The organism is Streptomyces sp. NPDC006296, assembly GCF_040613235.1.
Taxonomy (GTDB): domain Bacteria; phylum Actinomycetota; class Actinomycetes; order Streptomycetales; family Streptomycetaceae; genus Streptomyces.
Window position 1 is genome coordinate 1 of record NZ_JBEXRT010000006.1, and the last position, 16,803, is coordinate 16,803.

A 16,803-nucleotide genomic window follows, 5' to 3' on the forward strand; every position below is an offset into this window, starting at 1 on the left:
CGCGACGCGGTAGTCGATGAGTACGTTTCTGGCACGGCCGCCCGATCAGCGACCCCTTGGCCGGGCCCCCCCCCCCGGGGGGGGGGCCCCCCCCCCCCCCCCGGGGCCCCCCCCCCCCCCGCGGCCCTTCCCCGCTCCTCGTCGTCTTCATCCCCGGGGGACCTCATGGACCTGAACGGACCCATAGCCCAGCGCTTTCCGCTCATCTACCGATTCCGACCCGCGTGCCTGCCTTTGCCCCGGCGGGTGCACGGTTTGGCCGAACTCGCCGACGCCGCAGCCGCAAAGGCTGACCAGGGCCTCGCCTCGGCCGTCTACAACCAGGCCGCCCTCATCGCCTCCGACCTAGGGCTGCCCGACCTCGCGCGGAAGATGTGCCACCAGCACGCCGCTGCCTATCTCCGCGCCACCCCCCTGCCCGGCATGAGCACGATCCGAGCACTCGAACCCGTGGTGAACCTGGCACGTCTCCAGATCCGCGCGGGCGCCGCCGACGACGGGCGCCAGCGTCTGCTGCACCTCTTCGACGCCGTCACCAACGGCACCAGCGCTCAGTACGAGGGAGTCCACGTCCCGGCCGACCTCACCCTCACCGACACCGACCGCCACGAGGTGCGCACCTGGCTGTGGAAGGTAGTCCTGGCCGACGGCACCCGCACCCTGACCACGGCCGGTCGCTGGGCGGAAGCTCTGGCCCACATCGAGGAACACCGGGGCATCGGGCAGCGCATGCTGGACGGCCGCCAAGTCGCCGTCCTGGCCGCCCTCAGCCACACCCCCACCGACGCCGCCGCGCTCATCACCATGACCACACCCGGAGAACGCTGGGAGAACGCCGTCACCGGCTGCCTCGACGTTATGTGCAAAGAGGCCCTTCGCGGCCCGGCCGTACCCCTCCTCGACACGCTGGTCGAGGACTACGTCGAGCACCAACCTGACCAGGGCATGACCGTCTTCGACACGCGCCTCGGCCTGACGATCCTGGACCTGCTGGAGCCGCACCAGGAAGATGCAGCGCACCGGATGATTGCGGAGCTCCACCGCAGGGCCGCCGCGGCGACCGACGGCTACGCCGCCCGTGAATGTCTGGCTGACCACCGGTTCACCAGTCTCGCCGAGCCGCGCCAGGTCGAGGCGGCCCAACGGCTTGTCCGTGCATGCGCGCTGGGGAGCGGCAGCCTCCCCGAGCCCTGGCTCGCAAGGATGACAGAGGCGCTGCGGGGCAGCGACGAGGTGATCCGTGCCAGCGTCGGGCGATCCCACCCTCAGCAGGAAGGGACTGGTGCACAGGTTTGAGGCGTAGCGCTTGGGCAGCCAGAGCAGCCCTTCCTGCACGGCGTCGAGCACCAGGGGAGCCAGGGGCGCGTGGCAACGCTCATCGTCGGTGGAGGGCTCTCTGAGCGCCGAACTGAACAGGCAGGGGAGAGGCCAGACACAGCACGTCCCGCGAGTTGGCTCGCCCATCACCTCAACCTCTCTACGCTGGAGCACCATGAGGAAGGTCGCCATCGTCGGCTGCGGAGGCAGTGGCAAGTCCCACGTGGCCCGCGAGCTGGGCAGGGTCCTCGACGCCCCGGTGACGCACCTCGACGCCGCGTTCTACGACGACGAGTGGAACGCGTTGCCCAGGAACAAGTTCACCGACGTGCAGCGCGAGCTGGTCTCGCAGCCGCGGTGGGTGATCGACGGCAACTACAACTCGACGCTGCAGGTAAGGCTCGAAGCCTGCGACACGGTGGTCCTTATGGACGTGTCGACCGTGGCGGCCCTGTACGGGATCTTCTCCCGGCAGCTCCGGCACGGGGCCGGGCACAAGGGCAACGGAGTGCACAACCGCATCCACTGGGGCGTGATCAAGTACGTCGCCACGTACCGGCGCAAGATGCGACCCCGCGTGATGGCGAAGATCGAGGAGTTCGGCGCCGGCGCTGACGTGGTGTTGCTGGCCAACCGGCGCCAAACGCGCCGCTGGATGCGGAAGGTGGCCGTCGAGCAGTCCTGACCGGCTCGCGCCCCTGTCTGGGGGCGCGGGATGAACGAGCCCAATCCGGTTGTCGCGGACGATGGCATAGCGGTGGGGACTCCAGAAGATTTGGCGCGAGCCAGCATCCTGCTCGCCCCGAGGCAGAAACATGACTTCCGAGCGCACGGCGAGCAGACGGTCTGCTGAGGGCTTGGCGAGCGGCTACACCAGGACTGGGAGCGACGCGAGCCCGCGAACGAGACGGGTGTGCCGCCACGCCAGTCGATCAGACGGAACGGCAAGTCGAACCTCGGGGAACCGCGTCAGGATCATCCGAAGGGCGATCTCAGCCTCGGCCTTGGCGAGAGGAGCGCCGACGCAGCGGTGGATGCCGTGGCCGAAGCTGAGATGGGCAGCGGTGTCTCGCTCCAGGTCGAGAATGTCCGGCGCGGGGAACCGTTTCGGGTCCCGGTTGGCTGCTCCGAGAGCGACCAGCACCGGTACACCGGCCGGGATGTCCGTGCCGCCGAGCCTGACCGCTTCGGTGGTGAAGCGGAATGTGGCTGTACTGACAGGGGACTCGAACCGAAGCAGCTCGTCGAGCACAGCAGGGACATCGTCTGGATTCTCCCGAAGACGATGCAGCTGTGCCGGGTGCTGAAGCAGGGCCAGGACGGCGTTGCCGAGGAAGTTGGTGGTGGTCTCGTGTCCGGCTACGAGCAGCAGCACCGCGAGAGAGACCAGTTCTTCCTCGCTCAGGTGATCGTCTCCGTCGCGAGCCGAGATGAGCCGGTCAAGCAAAGAGGTACCGGGGGACAGGCGCTTGGCGGCGATAAGGCTGGTCATGTAATCGGCCATCGAATGCGAGGCCGCGTCGACGACGTCAGGTCTTCCCGCCGCGAACAGTTCTGCTGACCACCGCTGGATGTCGGACCGGTCTCCCTCCGGTACTCCGAGTAGCTCGCAGATCACCAGGACCGGTAGGGGGACCGCGAGGCCGGCCACGAAGTCGAACTGCTCGCCGACGGGCCACTGATCCAGCAGCTCCTCGGTGACCTGGGCAATGAAGGGACGGAGCTTCGTGACGGCTCCGGTCGTGAACGCCTTGGTTACCAGCTTGCGCAGCCGGGTGTGCTGCGGTGGGTCGCTGGCGAGCATGGTGTGAGCCACAGCAGGGTGTAGCCGACGCTGTGTGCCCTTACCGGCGAAGAATGCGGCTGTGTCCTTCGACAGCCGAGCGTCGCCGAGGGCTTTCCGGGCTTCCGCGTAGCCGGTGACGAGGTAACTGGTACGCCCGCCGGAGCCCGCGGGCACGGGCTGTACCGGACACGTGGACCGCATAGCCGCGTACGTGGGGTAGGGGTCCTGGGTGAAGCGGGGGTCCTGCGTCGGGTCGGTCATGCTCTCAGGCTCCAACCAGTTCTGGTCGGCCATCGTCTCTGACACGCCCGACACGGTTGACGTAAGCGTCAGCTACCAGAAGGAGCCACTCCGTGGCTGCCCGCAGATCCTTCCGGGAGGCGGCACCCGCGGCTGGCGGGGCGACGTCGTCGGCGACGCGGCCTGTCTTCAAGCCGGCCAGCGCCGCCTTCACGACAGCCGCCTCGACTGCCGCAGCACGTTCCTCTGTCCCAGTGCCGAAAGCGTCCTGGGCCGCCTCCTGTACTGCACGGGGTCGGAACGCCCGAAGGGCGAGGCTGCCGTCGCTGATCTCTATGACCCGCCGCTGGAGCAGGAAGTCCGAGTCATTCGAAGAGTCCTGGGCATCGTCTGCGGCGGTCAGGACGATCTCGGGCATCGCAGCTGAGAGGTCCTGCCAGAGGGAGCCAAGCGCCTCGAAAGACTGCGCCTCCCATCGGCGGCGGCGGGCCTGGCTGAGCGGATAGACCACAGCGGGCAAGGTGAGGCCGAGGCAGATCAGAAGGACGGCGAGTGCCGGCGAGGTCACGCTGAAGACGCATGGCATGGTCACGAGCGACGAGCATTCCGGGTGGTCGGGTATGAGGTGGAGACCCAGATCGACGAGCCGCGTTAGCTTGTACGCCGTGTAGACGAGCGCGAATCCGCAGCCAACCGCTGCCAACCGGAGTCCGATTCGTACGCTGCTGCGGCGCGTTGACTTCGACTGGCGCACGGCTTGCACCAAGAAGTCGACGACGGCGAAGCTCAGGTAGGAGATGTACAGGAGCAGGTAGAGCGCGTACGCCTGCGGAGAGCGGTGGGCCATCTGCTCGTAGGCGAACAGGATGGTCATGCCGAAGCCCGACCCGGCGAGGAGAAAGAGGCGCAGTCGGATCCGACGCTGGGCCTCGGCGGGCTCGAGGTTGAGCTGGAAAGAGACGGCCAGGACTGCCGTGGCAGCTGCCACCGAGGCGCAGTTGCTCAGCAACCGGGCGACGTGCGGTACTACCGCCTCGGCAGCGTCCTCGAACAGCGGCGCGTAGGAGGCGAAGGCCAAGGCGAACGACGCGAGGAGCGCACCCATGGCCCACGTGCCGGTCGGACGTGGCGTGCCTCGCCCGAGCACCCAGTAGCCGGAAGCCGCAGCGAGCAAGCATGCCGTGCCGAGGAAGACGGTGTTCATCGTGAGCGGGACCGCCCCTTCCTGATGGGTTGGGCAAAGAGTGCGTCCCAGCTGTCCGGCCCCTTCTTCGGCCGCAGAGAGGGAGATTCACGCTCGCGGTAGATGCGCTGGCGGATAACCGTCGCCATCATCTCCGCTTCCCGTTCGTCGGCCGTCGAGTAGCTCGTACGCCCGGACATGCGCGTCACCAGCGTGGGGTTCACACCGAGGATGCGGGCCATGTCCGTGTCGACCTCCAGACTCCCCGGGTGGTCGTAGTACACGTGGCACAGCTCGTGGGTCAGGATGTGTCTCTGGTGGTGGATAGACGTACCTTCCTCGTAGTAAAGGAGGTCGACCGTCGGGGTCTCGATCCTTATCCCACATGGCGCGTCGACTGCGCCGAGCGTATTCAGCGGCGCCATGACGATCGGCTTGCCGCGGAGATCTGCTATCGCGTCACGCAAATCACGCGTGCTGAAGCGGTGTGGCAGGGACAGTAGATCAACCTGCTCCTCACATGATGTGCGAAGTCGGCTCTCGTCGATTTCTGGCAAAGGCACGCAAGTCCCCCTCCTCGGTTTCGGCGGTGCGCCAACTCGCTAGTGAGTAACAGCGATGAGGATGCCAAGCGGAAGGCGGAACTCACACTTCCGGGAACCGAGAGTTCCGGTTACGAAGGGTGATCGTGAGGAGCGCTGGAGCTGTGGATGGCGAGTTTCCCGAGCGTGGTCCGAGCGAGCTTGTGCTCGCTATCTCGGGGTGGAGGGTGCGACGTCCCGAGTAATTGAAGGATCGACTACCCGTTATGTCTGACTACGCTGAATGACTGACTCATGATCATTCGGCAGGCATTTCATGCAGGTTGTGGTGTACGTCACTCAATAGCGGCCCCTAGTCTCGCGTTATGGATTCTCGGGGCGGGCGGGGTGAAGGTGGTGAACCCGTCGGCGAGTCCCTGCCTGAGCTGTTACGGGCGTGGCGTAGACGGGCGAATCCTCGACGAATCCCGGGCTTGGTGTCTACAGGGCGCCGAGGTGACGGGCTCACGCAGCGTGACGTGGCCCGCCTGACGGGAGTCAGTGAGCGTTGGTATCGCGAGCTGGAGCGCGGCAATGAAGCCCAGTACTCGTCCGAATTCCTCGATCGGATCTCATCGGTGCTCGGGCTGAGCCCCGCTGAGCGTCGCGCGCTGTACTTGAGAGCCGTCGGCCGCCCTCCAGCGCTTGCTCTCGTGCCGGAGGCGGACAGGGCTGCGGAAGTGGACGAGTTTCTACTCCAGCGGTTTTTGGACGGTCAGACTCCCAATCCGGCCTTCGCGACGGACCTCGCGTGGAACGTGATCGGCTATAACGGTCCGCTGGTGGATTGGTTCCCATGGGTCACTTACCGGGCCAATCAGATGAGATGGGCACTTCTGGACCCGGAGGCCCGCGAGCAACTCGTGAACTGGGAGCAGGACTGGGCGCGCCCATTTCTTGGGCAGATTCGATATGAGCGCGCGCATCACCCGGAGAACAAGGCGCTGCGGCAACTGGAGCGCGACATTCTCATGGAATCTCCGGCCGCACGGGAGATGTGGGAGCTTCGCGAGATGGTCGAGCATTCCCACGGTGACTTCCGCCGGCTCAGGCTTCCGTACCACCAGGGGCGGGAGGTCGCGATCCGCATCGTCGCATTGCGGCCGATGCGTAGTGATCACCTTCGGGTGGTCGTGCTGATGGAAGTCGACGAAGGCGGCGTCGGCTCCTGAGTGCCAGGAGGGGGCATGCTCCGGAATGAAACCCAGATGTCCTCACTCGTCGTCGAGCAGCCCTGATTCGTCCGCCTCGTCCGGCATGCCCTCAAGTCGACGGGCTTGGTCGATCACGGTGTTCAGCATGTTCAGGCTGGACGCGCTTAGTCCGTTAGCGCGCAACGCGACCCGGCGCACCCCCTGGTCGAGCATGGCGGCAACCACCTGGATCTCCGCGCGCTGCCGCTCGGCCTCCGCCTCGTCGAAGAAGTAGCCCGCACTCACCCCGAAGAACCCGGCCAGAGCCCGGATGGTCTGCATCTTCGGGTTCGTGTTGGTCCCGGTTCGAAGTTGCTGGATGGCGCTTGCGGAGATGGTCACGCCTGATGTGTCGCGGATGCCCTGGGACACCTCCGCGTACGTGTACGGGCTGCGCCCCTTCGGGTGCACCTCCCGGAACAAGTAGTCGAGCAGCTCCGCAAAGGTGCGCTCGTTCCTCTCGGTCATCTCCAGCCCTTCGTCATGCCCACCATCGTATCCACTTCAGTGGTGATCATGACCAGGGCGCTATGTGTATCGACATTGCAGTTGACGGAAGTGCGCAACTGCGGTGTACGTTGACGCTTGGAGTCGTCCAGTGCAGTGTTCCGTGCCTGGTCAGGGCATGTGGAGAGGCTGGACTTGTGTCAGGGCTCGCCATATGGTCCTGCTCCGCGCAAGGGAAACCGGTCGGGTGAGCCAGGAGGGGTGATGTACGCACACGGGCCATGGGCCCGCAGGGGCGAAGGAGACCGGCGCCCGGGAGCTACCAACTCCCGAGGCGTCGGGCCGACAACCCCGAGGGGCATCGATTCACATCTCGCGGGCGGCGGGGCTTTTGCACGAGAACCGCCGCACCGCGTTCCTACGAACAACGGAGTATCACATGCTCGCCACGCCGAGCGTCAACCCGGCCTGCCCGGATACCCAACGACAGCACCGTCTCGCTGCTCAGCTCGCAGAGATGATCCCGGGCGCGACCACGATCCGAGTCAGCCTCACCGACCCGAGCCGGGCATGGCCACACCCGAGTGCCGCTATCCGGGACGAGGGCGGGAAGGCCCTCGAGGTGAGTCGGACGACGGCGACGGTCGCCGCCCGCTGGATCCTGCGGGTCTGGCCGGAGGTGGACTGGACCCGGCCGCACACCTTCGACATCCAGCGCGCCGCCCTCACAAGCAGCGACCTGGTCGCTGCTGGTCGGAGCCGCTGACATGGCCCGGATACGCACCATCAAGCCGGAGGCGTTCTTCTCCGAGTCGCTCGCCGAAGTGAGCGTCGAGGCCGAGCGGACCTTCTTCGGCCTCCTCACCCAGGCCGACGACCACGGACGGCACCGCGACAACGCCGCGATCGTCGCTGGGCTCCTGTGGCCCCTGCGCGCCGAGCACACCTCGGTCCACGTCGAGGACGATCTCCACCAGCTCGCGAGCGCCGGCCTGATCTGCCGGTACACCGGCTGCGATGGCCGCCGCTACCTCCACATCGTGACCTGGTCCGAGCACCAGAAGATCGACAAACCGAGTCAGTCCCGCCTGTCCTCGTGCCCGCAGCACCAGGCTGCCGGCCGGTGCGGCCCCTGCAAGGGCAACTGCACAAAGCAGACCGAGGGATCGCCCACCACTCCCGGAGGACTCGCCGAGACTTCGCCGAACGCTCTCCGATCCCTCGATCTGCCCGCCCAGGCCACCTCGACGTCTTCCGGGTACGTGATCGTGTCTCCGGCCGACCGGCAGGCAGCCACCGATCATTTGGTCGACGTCCCTGGCCGCTCCGGAGCGGAAACCCCAGGTCAGGAGGCACTCCCCGAGGACTCCTCGAACCTTCCCCGAAGCCTGCCCGAAGGGTCGGCGCCTGGATCTAGGATCTTGGATCCTGGATCTTCTCTCCCTACGGGGCGCACAGCGCCCGCAGTCGGCATCTCCGCCAAGGACCTCGTCGGGGAGTACGTCGCCGGGTGCGACCAGCGCCCCCCGAACGACGTGATCGGGCACCTCGGACGGATCATCAAGAAGCTCCTGGACGAGGGCATCGCACCGACGCACATCCGAGCCGGGCTGGCGAATTTCACAGCCAACCCCAAGCACCCGAGCGTACTGACCAGCATGGTCAACGAGGCGATGAACGCTCGCCCCGGCGGTTTGGCGCGGCCGGGAATCCGGCCTAACGTGCCCGCCCACCAGGCGTGGACCAACCCGGCCAACGCTTCCGCCGCCTACGCCGAGGAGCTGTGATGCACACCCGTCGCCGCGAACCGCAGCTCCTCGGCAACGAAGGCACCCTGGAGCGCATGGCCCGGATCCTGGCCGCCCGCAACATCGACCCGTCCGACGCCGCCGCGCTCCCGGACGACCACGAGCCGTTCTCCCCGCTCGACGCCCTCCTAGCCGGGATGCCCCCGCGCTACCAGTCGGCGGTCGCCGACCACCTGATGGTCCTGGACTGGGTCCGTAAGGTCACCGAGGCGGCCGTCGCCCCCAGCCGGGGAGCCCGGCGGCAGGTCACCACCGGGCCCAGCCTCCTGATGGCCGGAGTCGTCGGCGCGGGCAAGACACACCAGGCGTACGGCGCGGTCCGAGCGCTCGTGGAGAGCGGGGTCGGCGTGCGCTGGCGCGCGACCACCGCCGCCGATCTCTACGCCGATCTCCGCCCCCGGCCCGGGGTCGACAGCGAGCGGGAGCTGGCGGCCGTCAGCCGGTGCCCGCTGCTGATCATTGACGACCTCGGCGCGGCCAAGGCCAGCGAGTGGGTCGAGGAAGTGACGTACCGGCTGATCAACCGGCGGTACAACTACGAACTCCCCACGCTGATCACGACCAACCTGGCGATCAAGGACCTGCGCTCGTACCTCGGCGATCGCGTCGCCAGCAGGCTCGCGCAGATGACCGCCCGAGTCGAGTTCGAGGCCGTCGACCGCAGACGCCACAGCGCCGCCGCCTGACTCCCCACAGGCCACCCCGCCGGACCGCGCCCCCGCAGCGCCGTCCGAGGGGGCCTACCGCCAGCGCACCTCTCCGCCGACGCCCCTGCGCGCGGAGAGCGATCGGAGCACCCCGCATGACCAGCACGATGAACGGCCCCGCCCACCACCGTCAGCTCGGCGACCAGACCTGGCAGGCCGATGCCATCTGCCAGAGCACCGAGTACAACCCGGTGGACCCCGAAGTCTTCTTCCCCGAACCCGACGAGACCGCCAAGATTGCCACGGCCAAGGCCCTGTGCGGCCAGTGCCCGGTCCGCCGCACCTGCCTGGACTCCGCTCTCGAAGGGGGTGACACCGACGGGATCCGTGGCGGCCTGACGGAAGAGGAACGCGGGCCGCTGCACGACAAGCTCGCCAGCCGCCTCGACTACAGCCGCGTCAACGCCACCATCGCCGGGCGCGACGTGCACCTCACACATACGGAGCGCCGCGCGGTCGAGTATGCGGCCTACCGCCACGGGGTGAGCGAGCAGCGCCTGGCCTGGCTTCTGAAGGTCACCGAGGAGCACGCCAAGAAGCGATACCGCGAGATCCGCCGGGCCGAGCGCAACCGAACCCTGAACCAGCCCAAGACGAACACCCCACCCACCGAGACCAGCGGCGAGCGCCTGATCCGCGACGACTTCGGGACGGCGGCATGAACATCGCGAGCGCGCCGAAGACGGCGCACATATCCGGGTGGGACCGCGCGGCTGTCGTGGCCCTCGGGGGCGCGGGATGCGCCCTGTCGTACGACGCCCTGCAGCAGATGGCCGTCGCCATCCACATCCGAGGCTTCCTCACCTACCTGTTCCCCCTGGTGATCGACGGCTTCATCGCCTACGGCATCCGAGCCCTCCTGGTCCTGCGGGACGCACCGCTGCGCGCCCGGCTCTACGTCTGGGCCCTCTTCGGCACGGCCACCGCCGCCAGCATCTGGGCGAACGCGCTCCACGCGGTCCGCATCAACCAGGACACGGTCGCCGGCACCGGCCTCCGGCTCGGCGACGCGGTGGTCGCGGTGCTCTCCACCGTCGCCCCGCTGGCCTTGGCCGGAGCGGTCCACCTCTACATCCTCATCGCCCGGGGCCCGGTCACGGACGCTGACCGACAGAACCTCGGTGAGCCCGGTCACCTCGGTCAGACTGACCGGGGCGAAGCCATCGAGGTCACCCGGACCGACCGGGCCGGTCAGCAGCGGTCAGCGGTCGGTCAGGTCGAGCCCGGTCAGTCGGTCACCGCTCTGACCGACCGGCTGCCGCTGTCCCCGACCAACGAGGACACCGCCACCCGGTCAGTGACCGGAGACTCGACCCCGGCGGCCAGCGGCCAGTCGGTCACCGACCACCCCAACCGGAGCCACGGTGCCCCTGACCTGCCGGGACAGGCGGACAAGGGGCGGACGGGTGCTGACCGCCCCGACGGCGCTGCCCCGGTCGGTGACGGCCAGAGCAGCCCGGCGACGGTCAGTGCCCCGCCGGTCACCTCGCCGCCGGTCACTGACCGGGCTGCTCAGCCGACTGGTGACCGGCGTCCTGACCCGGACACCGAGGAGCTGCTGAAGATCGCCCGGTCGGCGGTCAGGGCCGAGGACAAACTCACCCGCAAGGTGGTTGCCCAGGCGATCCGAGGTCAACAGATCCCGCTGTCCAGCGACACCCTGACCGCCCTGATGGCCCAGCTGCGCGAGCAGCACCGCCAGCCGGTCACCTCCTCCCGGCCCTGACCGAACCTCCACGGAGTGGGTGACCGAGTCGGTCACCCGCTCCGCACGTCTCCGAGACATCCCGCCACAGCAGAAGCGGAGAGCACCCGATGCGCACTCACCCGGCCACGCCCGCCGAAGTCGACTCCTGGCTGACCGTCCTGCACCAGCACGGACACTTCCACCGCGCCCAGTCCGGCCCCGACACCACCTGGATCGTGCAACGCGAGCAGCACGACCGGCCCTGGACCCTGCACCACCTCGTCCTGGCCATGGACTGGATCGAGGAACTCGTCCGCGAAATCCAGCAGCAGGACCCGGAGACGAGCCGATGAACACCAACGACCCGGTGGCCACTTCCGCTGGACAGCAGCGTGACCCCACCACGGCTCCTGGCGGAGCAAGCTATCGCGTACGACGGTCCTACGGCCCGACGTACGCACTTGCCCCCGCCCAGGAGGGCGGGGGAAGCCCGGCTGGTCCCCGAGCGAGGGCGCACGGGGACCAGCCGGGCAACCGGCACCAGGGGGCGCCGGTCACCGGGGGAGAAGCCGACCGCGACGACCACCGCGAGCAGCCGAGCCCGAGCACGCCCGCCTACCCCGACCGCAAACCGCGCCGCCGCACCCGCAACCCCAGCGAGCGCACCCGCAAGACGACCACCCGCCTCTCCGACACCGAGAAGACCGAGATCGCCGAGGCCGCCACCAAGCGCGGCGTCACCGTCGCCCGCTTCCTCGCCGTCTCCGGCCTGAGCGCCGCCCGCGGATGCGCCGCCGTGCACAGCAACGACCAGCTCGACACCGCCATCGATGAACTCGCCGCTCTGCGCACCGCGCTGGCCCGCATCGGCAACAACATCAACCAGATCGCTTTCGTCCTCAACAGCGGTGGCCAGCCGCGCGCCGGTGAACTCGAACACGCGCTGAGCGCGCTGACCGGACTTCTCGCCCGCGTTGATGACGCGGCGAACGACCTGGTGACCCGGCGGCTGTGATGGTTCCCGACATCGGACGCGGCTCCCGGACCCACGGCCTGCTCGTCTACTTGTACGGCCCCGGACGGCGCGAGGAGCACACCGACGCACACCTCGTCGGCTCCTGGGACGGCTTCGCCCCCGACCCCGGCCGCGACACCGGCCTCGACTCCGACCCGAAGGTCACCCTCGCCCGGCTCACCGCCGCCCTGGACCTGCGGGTCAAGCAGGCCGGCGACCGCGCACCCGCCAAGCACGTCTGGCACTGCTCGGTCCGCACCGCCCCCGGGGACCGGCGGCTGGACGACGAAGAGTGGAACGCGGTCGCCCAGCGCATCGTCCACGCCACCCGCATCGCCCCGGACGGTGATCCCGACGGCTGCCGGTGGATCGCCGTCCGCCACGCGGAAGACCACATCCACATCGTCGCCACCCTCGTACGCGGCGACCTGCGCAACCCGCGTCTGAACTACGACTTCAACAAGGCCCAGGCTGAATGCCGCCGCATCGAGAAGGAGATGGGCCTGCGGCGCCTGAACGCGGGCGACGGAACCGCAGCGAAGAATCCCAGCAGCGCCGAGAAGTTCAAGGCCGAGCGAACCGGCCGCCCGGAGACCTCGCGCGAGACGCTCCGCGAGGCCGTTCGTCGAGCCGTGGCGGGAGCGGATTCGGAAGAGGAGTTCTTCACGCGGCTCCGAGAAGCGGGGGTACGGGTGAAGCTGCGGCACGCACCGTCCGGTGACGCGTTTGGCTACAACGTGGCCCTGCCCGGCGACCGCAACCGCGACGGAGCCCCGGTCTGGTACCCCGGCTCCAAACTGGCCCCCGACCTCTCCCTTCCGAAGATCCGCCTTCGTCTCACCGACGGGGCCGTCGAGCCGAGCGCTCCCGCGGTCGGCGCTGACCGGACTAACTGGTCACCGCCCGCCCGTCAACGACGCAACGCCACCGTCATCGCAGAGCGCTCAGCCACGCTCCTGGAACGCGACGAGGATGGCGAGGCCGCCCCCCAGCTCGTCGGCGTCGGAGAACTCCTTGACGCAGTGGCCCAGACCTCACCGGCCACCACCCGCACCGAGCTGGCCGCCGCAGCTCGCGCCTTCGAACGGGCGACCCGCAGTCATGTCCGCGCCGAACGCGCCGACACCCGAGCCCTCCGCTCAGCCGCCCGAGGCATTGTCCAGGCCGGCGGAGCGCTCGGCCGAGGCGAGGACGGCGGCACCACCGCCATGCTCGTCTCCACCCTCGTCCTCGTCACCCTCGCCGCCGCCCGCTGGCACTCCGCCCGCGGACACGCCCAGCAGGCCCACGCCTCCCGACAAGCCGCCGCGCACCTACGCACCGCCTACCGCCAGGCCGCCGCCACCCCGATGCGCATGCTGCACGACCAAGGCCGCGCCCTTCCTGACGCCCAGCGCCTCATGCACGAGGCCACCCTTCGCGCCGTCCTGCCCGAGAACGTCGTACGGGCGGGAGGCACGGAAGCGAGGACCGACGCCTTGGTCGCCACTCTCGCCCAGGCCGAGCGGGCAGGCCATGACTCCGAAGCCCTCCTGCGCCAGGCCATCGACATGCGCGAACTCGACAGCGCCGATGACGTGAACGACGTCCTGGTCTGGCGTCTGCGGCGCATCGCCCAGCTCCCGGCACACCCGGGTGACGGTGCCCGTCGTCCGCAGGCCGCCACCCGCCAGGCCACTACGCCGAGCAGCCGCACCAGTGAACGAAACGCGACGGCAGCCGTACCGCTCGGAACTGCTCAAGACCCCAACCGCCGCTCGCCACGTCGCTGACCACGTCGAACCGGACGGAGACCACCGGCCGAGCGGACGCTGCGAAATGTATGGACAGCCGGTTCCACCGGCTGTTACGGATGAAGACAGGACCGACAACCGGGAGATGACGCTCGTGCTCAGAACCACCACCCGCACCACGGAGCCGGCACCCGTCCTGCCCGTCGTCCCCACTGGTACCGACCCCCTGCTGCAGCTCCAGGCCGAGACGCGGTCGGCCGACGGCCCCGGGGCAATTCGCTGCGTCGGCCACTCACGCGAACTCGCTCTCGGCGGCATGCCCGTGATGTGCTCTGCCTGCCGTGCCCGACGCGACTGGCTGCTCATCAACCACGGGCGCAACGTCTGGGTCCGCTGCCGGTGCGGCAACCAGTGGCTCGAGCCCGAGATCAGGCGCGCCGACTTCGATGCCCTGGTCGGCGGCCCGCACGGGACGACCTACCCGAGTGTCGAGGCGGGCTTGACCGCGCTCGGGTTCGACGGCGTATTCGCCGGCATCTACCTGGAGTAGGCGAGTACCAGACGGAACGCCGAGGGCGTCACCGGTGATGGGGGCTCTTTGCAATCGGGCCTAGCCGCCTTTGCGAGTGTGGCGCCATGACTTCAGCGGTCCACAGACCTTGACTATTGCTCCGACCGCCCACATAGCGCACAGGCCACGGCAGTCTCCACGCAGGTCTTCCCGGCGCGGAAGTCACTGCCAACGAACATCTCCGGAGAGCCCGGCACGCAGTCATAGAACGTGCTCATGAACGCGTGCGCCTGCTGCTCGGCGCTCTTGGCCGTGGCCTTGTCGGGCAGAGCGTCGGAGAAATGGGCCTGGATCAGCGTGTGTTGCCAGCGATTGGCATCCCCGATGTGCCGGGTGAGGCGTTCCCACGGAGCGCTGCTGTACCCGATCTTGATGCGGGGTGTGTGTCCTGCGATCTCCAGGACGTAGAGCCGATGTTCACGGTACCCGTGCTCGCGAAGGAAGTCCTTGGCGGTGGCGCGGGCGCGGTCCTGGATGCGCAGGGCGAGAACGGGTAGCGGCCCGCTACCGACCTCCTGCATGAGCCGTCGGGCCAGGCTGCGGGGCTTCTTGATGATGACGCTCCGCTGCGACGGTGGGGGAGGAGGGATCGGTGCCAGCATGCAGGGATTTTCGCCCAACAACCTTGCGCGGTGGGCGGGTTTGCCGGAACTGCATGCAAACGAACCCACTCGTCACCTGTAGACGCCCGCCTTAGTCGTCGTTCGGCAGGTACCACCCGTGCTCGCGATGCCTTGGCTCTGGTGGGTTCGGGTTCTCGCGGGCATAGGCCTCGTTTGCACGGCGAGTCATCTCTGCGTCGTAGCGGTGCAGCTCGTCGTACAGTCTATTCGCTTCGTTGATATCGCCAGCGGATACGTAACGCTCTCGCAGGGCGCGCCCTCGTCTGCGAGTTCCGCATCGGACAGCAGGCGGAGGCTACCGAGGCCACGCGCGATGGAGTTGAAGATGCCCATGCGTTGATGTTGTCACGCTGGGGCTACCGCTGCGCTGTTGTCCGCCAACACCGCCTCGAAGGTGCGCGAAAATGCCCGGCTAGCCAGCTGCTGAGATCACCCCGTTGAAAGGTCCCATCCGCAGCGCTTGACTGTTTCTCCGCGAGCACCAGGGCTGGATCTGGATCGGCGATGGCGTAACCGCGCTGGGCTCGTATGGGGTGGTGGCCACTTTCCAGTCCGACGACAACTTTGGGCGCATCCTCGCCGTGTACGGCGGGATCTGTGTGGCCGGGTCGATCACCTGGGTGGCATGGTCGCCGATGGCTACCGGCCTGACGCGGGGACGTGATCGGCGCCCAGGTGTGCCTCGCGGGGATGGCCGTGATCATGTACGCGACGCGTAGCCTCTGGTGGTCGGCCACGGTGTTCTCCCTTCGGCAGGTCGAGCGGACGCAACGAACGGGTGGACGCACGACGAGGCCGCCCTTGTCTGAGCGGCGTAGGGCGGCCTTCGGCGGTACTCGGTCAGACTCCGGAGAGCCGGTTGGAGAGGTCGAGGGCGTCGGTCGCGAAAGAGAGGGCGGCGCACAGGCCGGTCACCTCGTACAGGGTCGGACGGACCAGGCGCGGCCAGTCGTCCGGGGAGGCGGGCCAGGAACCGAGGAGCACCTCGGCAGTGGTCAGCCCCAGGTACGTCGTGACGTCCCAGCCGCTGCGCGATGCGGGCTCCCAGCGCAGTCGAATGCGCCCGAGGGGGAGTTCGGAAGTCTCGGCGAGCCAGGTGATGTCGAGGGGACCGTCGGGGCGGGTGGAGATGCGCTGGAGAAGCGCGCTGTGCACGCCGGTCGGCATGGGGAGCGCCGCGACAGTGTGCAGTGCGAGGCGGGATGCGGGGTGCGAGAGTGACGAGATGGAAGCCTCCGTGGTGGTAGGGAAGCGATCAGGCCCAGGTGAGGGCGTCGCGCGCTCCCACCGGGAGGTAGTTCTCCTGGCCGTCGTCGGCGATGTACGCCGTGCCGTCGCGGACGACGACCTCGGCCCCCACGAAGTGAGCGAAGGGGAAGTCGGGGTTGACGGCGAGACGGACCGGCAGGTTGGGGTCGAGTTCCTGGAACTGGCGGAGCAGGTGGCCGACGGTCAGGTACTGGGGCAAGGGATTCTCCGTGAACGGCGGACGTTGAGGGGCTGGTCGACCCGACGGGGAGTCGTCGAGCCGTCGGTGGATGTATGAGCGGAGCCTGATCAGCAGTCAGCACGAGGAGTGGGTGACGAGGGCGGCAAGGAATCCGGCGACGGCCTCGGAAGGGGCGTGGACACCGAACTCCTGGACCCATACCTCGCCGTCGGCGGGCAGCACCTGGACGCGCCAGACGATCTCGCGCGCCCAGGCGGAGGGGTCTTCGGGTAGCCAGCCGACGTAGACGCCGCCTTCCGGGCTAGTCATGTGAATGTTGGCCTCCGGGGTCTCGGCGATCGTCCAGCCGAGAGCGTCCAAGAGGTCGAGCACCGGAGCGGCGCAGTGGTCGGAGGAGAGCCAGTGACGGTCTTCCACGGCGGGGCGGACGACGGCGGGCAGGAGGGTGGCAGAGGCGTTCAC

General features: G+C 68.4%; 20 protein-coding genes and 1 pseudogene. 13 read left to right on the forward strand and 8 right to left on the reverse strand.

What is annotated here, in order from left to right; translation table 11 throughout:
* The first annotated feature begins 165 nt into the window (after positions 1-165).
* Both ABZ172_RS05895 and ABZ172_RS05900 read left to right on the forward strand, forming a co-directional pair.
* Positions 166-1,296: a hypothetical protein gene (locus ABZ172_RS05895; protein WP_129856955.1), complete on the forward strand. Its 1,131-nt coding sequence runs from the start codon at positions 166-168 to the stop codon at positions 1,294-1,296.
* A gap of 196 nt (positions 1,297-1,492) precedes the next feature.
* Entirely contained in the window at positions 1,493-2,002 is a 510-nt protein-coding gene (locus ABZ172_RS05900; RefSeq protein ID WP_129856956.1) for a topology modulation protein, read from the forward strand.
* 183 nt (positions 2,003-2,185) lie between these two features.
* On the opposite strand, the gene ABZ172_RS05905 is transcribed toward ABZ172_RS05900, so the two are convergent.
* From ABZ172_RS05905 to ABZ172_RS05915, 3 genes are read right to left on the reverse strand one after another with little or no spacing between them, the layout of a single operon-like run.
* Positions 2,186-3,364, reverse strand: a complete 1,179-nt coding sequence (locus tag ABZ172_RS05905) for a cytochrome P450 (RefSeq protein ID WP_129856957.1) — start codon at positions 3,362-3,364, stop codon at positions 2,186-2,188.
* Positions 3,365-3,368: 4 nt separating this feature from the next.
* Positions 3,369-4,547 carry an MAB_1171c family putative transporter gene (locus ABZ172_RS05910; protein WP_356880648.1) on the reverse strand — a complete coding sequence of 393 codons (1,179 nt, stop codon included), beginning with the start codon at positions 4,545-4,547 and terminating at the stop codon, positions 3,369-3,371.
* Entirely contained in the window at positions 4,544-4,993 is a 450-nt protein-coding gene (locus ABZ172_RS05915; protein ID WP_252938959.1) for a regulator component, read from the reverse strand. The genes ABZ172_RS05910 and ABZ172_RS05915 overlap by 4 nt, the downstream gene beginning before the upstream one ends.
* Before the next feature lie 440 nt (positions 4,994-5,433).
* Between ABZ172_RS05915 and ABZ172_RS05920 the strand changes: the two genes are divergently transcribed.
* Positions 5,434-6,279 (forward strand): helix-turn-helix domain-containing protein, encoded by an 846-nt coding sequence (locus ABZ172_RS05920; protein WP_129856959.1) that lies wholly within the window; start codon positions 5,434-5,436, stop codon positions 6,277-6,279.
* Between the two features lie 42 nt (positions 6,280-6,321).
* On the opposite strand, the gene ABZ172_RS05925 is transcribed toward ABZ172_RS05920, so the two are convergent.
* Positions 6,322-6,768 (reverse strand): Secondary metabolite protein, encoded by a 447-nt coding sequence (locus tag ABZ172_RS05925; RefSeq protein WP_129856960.1) that lies wholly within the window; start codon positions 6,766-6,768, stop codon positions 6,322-6,324.
* Positions 6,769-7,369: 601 nt separating this feature from the next.
* On the opposite strand from ABZ172_RS05925, the gene ABZ172_RS05930 reads away from it, so the two are divergent.
* The 9 genes from ABZ172_RS05930 (at position 7,370) to ABZ172_RS05970 (ending at position 14,247) form a co-directional block, all read left to right on the forward strand.
* Positions 7,370-7,513 (forward strand): hypothetical protein, encoded by a 144-nt coding sequence (locus ABZ172_RS05930; protein ID WP_308295582.1) that lies wholly within the window; start codon positions 7,370-7,372, stop codon positions 7,511-7,513.
* A 1-nt stretch (position 7,514) separates the two neighbouring features.
* Positions 7,515-8,534, forward strand: coding sequence for a hypothetical protein (locus ABZ172_RS05935; protein WP_129856962.1), 1,020 nt, complete (start codon positions 7,515-7,517; stop codon positions 8,532-8,534).
* Positions 8,534-9,241: an ATP-binding protein gene (locus tag ABZ172_RS05940; protein ID WP_356880651.1), complete on the forward strand. Its 708-nt coding sequence runs from the start codon at positions 8,534-8,536 to the stop codon at positions 9,239-9,241. The genes ABZ172_RS05935 and ABZ172_RS05940 overlap by 1 nt, the downstream gene beginning before the upstream one ends.
* A 116-nt stretch (positions 9,242-9,357) precedes the next feature.
* Positions 9,358-9,924, forward strand: a complete 567-nt coding sequence (locus ABZ172_RS05945) for a WhiB family transcriptional regulator (RefSeq protein WP_129856964.1) — start codon at positions 9,358-9,360, stop codon at positions 9,922-9,924.
* Positions 9,921-10,988, forward strand: a complete 1,068-nt coding sequence (locus ABZ172_RS05950) for a DUF2637 domain-containing protein (protein ID WP_129856965.1) — start codon at positions 9,921-9,923, stop codon at positions 10,986-10,988. Before ABZ172_RS05945 ends, ABZ172_RS05950 begins: the two co-directional genes overlap by 4 nt.
* An 89-nt stretch (positions 10,989-11,077) precedes the next feature.
* Positions 11,078-11,302 carry a hypothetical protein gene (locus ABZ172_RS05955; protein WP_129856966.1) on the forward strand — a complete coding sequence of 75 codons (225 nt, stop codon included), beginning with the start codon at positions 11,078-11,080 and terminating at the stop codon, positions 11,300-11,302.
* Entirely contained in the window at positions 11,299-11,964 is a 666-nt protein-coding gene (gene mobC, locus ABZ172_RS05960; protein WP_194546433.1) for a MobC family plasmid mobilization relaxosome protein, read from the forward strand. The genes ABZ172_RS05955 and mobC overlap by 4 nt, the downstream gene beginning before the upstream one ends.
* On the forward strand, positions 11,964-13,736 hold the full coding sequence (locus ABZ172_RS05965; RefSeq protein ID WP_129856968.1) for a relaxase/mobilization nuclease domain-containing protein: 1,773 nt from the start codon (positions 11,964-11,966) through the stop codon (positions 13,734-13,736). Before mobC ends, ABZ172_RS05965 begins: the two co-directional genes overlap by 1 nt.
* 106 nt (positions 13,737-13,842) lie before the next feature.
* Positions 13,843-14,247, forward strand: coding sequence for a hypothetical protein (locus ABZ172_RS05970; RefSeq protein WP_129856969.1), 405 nt, complete (start codon positions 13,843-13,845; stop codon positions 14,245-14,247).
* A 113-nt stretch (positions 14,248-14,360) separates the two neighbouring features.
* Here ABZ172_RS05970 and ABZ172_RS05975 read toward each other — a convergent pair whose 3' ends face one another.
* Positions 14,361-14,870 carry a hypothetical protein gene (locus tag ABZ172_RS05975; protein WP_129856970.1) on the reverse strand — a complete coding sequence of 170 codons (510 nt, stop codon included), beginning with the start codon at positions 14,868-14,870 and terminating at the stop codon, positions 14,361-14,363.
* Between the two features lie 491 nt (positions 14,871-15,361).
* On the opposite strand from ABZ172_RS05975, the pseudogene ABZ172_RS05980 reads away from it, so the two are divergent.
* Positions 15,362-15,608 (forward strand): annotated as a pseudogene (locus tag ABZ172_RS05980) (YnfA family protein); the annotation flags it as partial.
* Positions 15,609-15,731: 123 nt separating this feature from the next.
* Here ABZ172_RS05980 and ABZ172_RS05985 read toward each other — a convergent pair.
* The 3 genes from ABZ172_RS05985 to ABZ172_RS05995 form a co-directional block, all read right to left on the reverse strand.
* A complete protein-coding gene (locus ABZ172_RS05985; protein WP_242534162.1) occupies positions 15,732-16,046 on the reverse strand; it encodes an esterase in 315 nt (104 codons plus the stop codon).
* A gap of 100 nt (positions 16,047-16,146) precedes the next feature.
* Positions 16,147-16,359 carry a hypothetical protein gene (locus ABZ172_RS05990; protein WP_129856971.1) on the reverse strand — a complete coding sequence of 71 codons (213 nt, stop codon included), beginning with the start codon at positions 16,357-16,359 and terminating at the stop codon, positions 16,147-16,149.
* A gap of 96 nt (positions 16,360-16,455) precedes the next feature.
* The gene (locus ABZ172_RS05995) at positions 16,456-16,803 is read right to left on the reverse strand and encodes a DUF317 domain-containing protein (protein WP_129856972.1); all 348 of its coding nucleotides are present in this window, start codon (positions 16,801-16,803) and stop codon (positions 16,456-16,458) included.

Coding starts and splice junctions, on each gene's coding strand:
- ABZ172_RS05970 (WP_129856969.1), top strand. CDS start 13,843: ATGACGCTCGTGCTCAGAACCACCACCCGCACCACGGAGCCGGCACCC.
- ABZ172_RS05955 (WP_129856966.1), top strand. CDS start 11,078: ATGCGCACTCACCCGGCCACGCCCGCCGAAGTCGACTCCTGGCTGACC.
- ABZ172_RS05950 (WP_129856965.1), top strand. CDS start 9,921: ATGAACATCGCGAGCGCGCCGAAGACGGCGCACATATCCGGGTGGGAC.
- ABZ172_RS05905 (WP_129856957.1), bottom strand. CDS start 3,364: ATGACCGACCCGACGCAGGACCCCCGCTTCACCCAGGACCCCTACCCC.
- ABZ172_RS05945 (WP_129856964.1), top strand. CDS start 9,358: ATGACCAGCACGATGAACGGCCCCGCCCACCACCGTCAGCTCGGCGAC.
- ABZ172_RS05940 (WP_356880651.1), top strand. CDS start 8,534: ATGCACACCCGTCGCCGCGAACCGCAGCTCCTCGGCAACGAAGGCACC.
- ABZ172_RS05935 (WP_129856962.1), top strand. CDS start 7,515: ATGGCCCGGATACGCACCATCAAGCCGGAGGCGTTCTTCTCCGAGTCG.
- ABZ172_RS05910 (WP_356880648.1), bottom strand. CDS start 4,547: ATGAACACCGTCTTCCTCGGCACGGCATGCTTGCTCGCTGCGGCTTCC.
- mobC (WP_194546433.1), top strand. CDS start 11,299: ATGAACACCAACGACCCGGTGGCCACTTCCGCTGGACAGCAGCGTGAC.
- ABZ172_RS05925 (WP_129856960.1), bottom strand. CDS start 6,768: ATGACCGAGAGGAACGAGCGCACCTTTGCGGAGCTGCTCGACTACTTG.
- ABZ172_RS05965 (WP_129856968.1), top strand. CDS start 11,964: ATGGTTCCCGACATCGGACGCGGCTCCCGGACCCACGGCCTGCTCGTC.
- ABZ172_RS05900 (WP_129856956.1), top strand. CDS start 1,493: ATGAGGAAGGTCGCCATCGTCGGCTGCGGAGGCAGTGGCAAGTCCCAC.
- ABZ172_RS05895 (WP_129856955.1), top strand. CDS start 166: ATGGACCTGAACGGACCCATAGCCCAGCGCTTTCCGCTCATCTACCGA.
- ABZ172_RS05975 (WP_129856970.1), bottom strand. CDS start 14,870: ATGCTGGCACCGATCCCTCCTCCCCCACCGTCGCAGCGGAGCGTCATC.
- ABZ172_RS05920 (WP_129856959.1), top strand. CDS start 5,434: ATGGATTCTCGGGGCGGGCGGGGTGAAGGTGGTGAACCCGTCGGCGAG.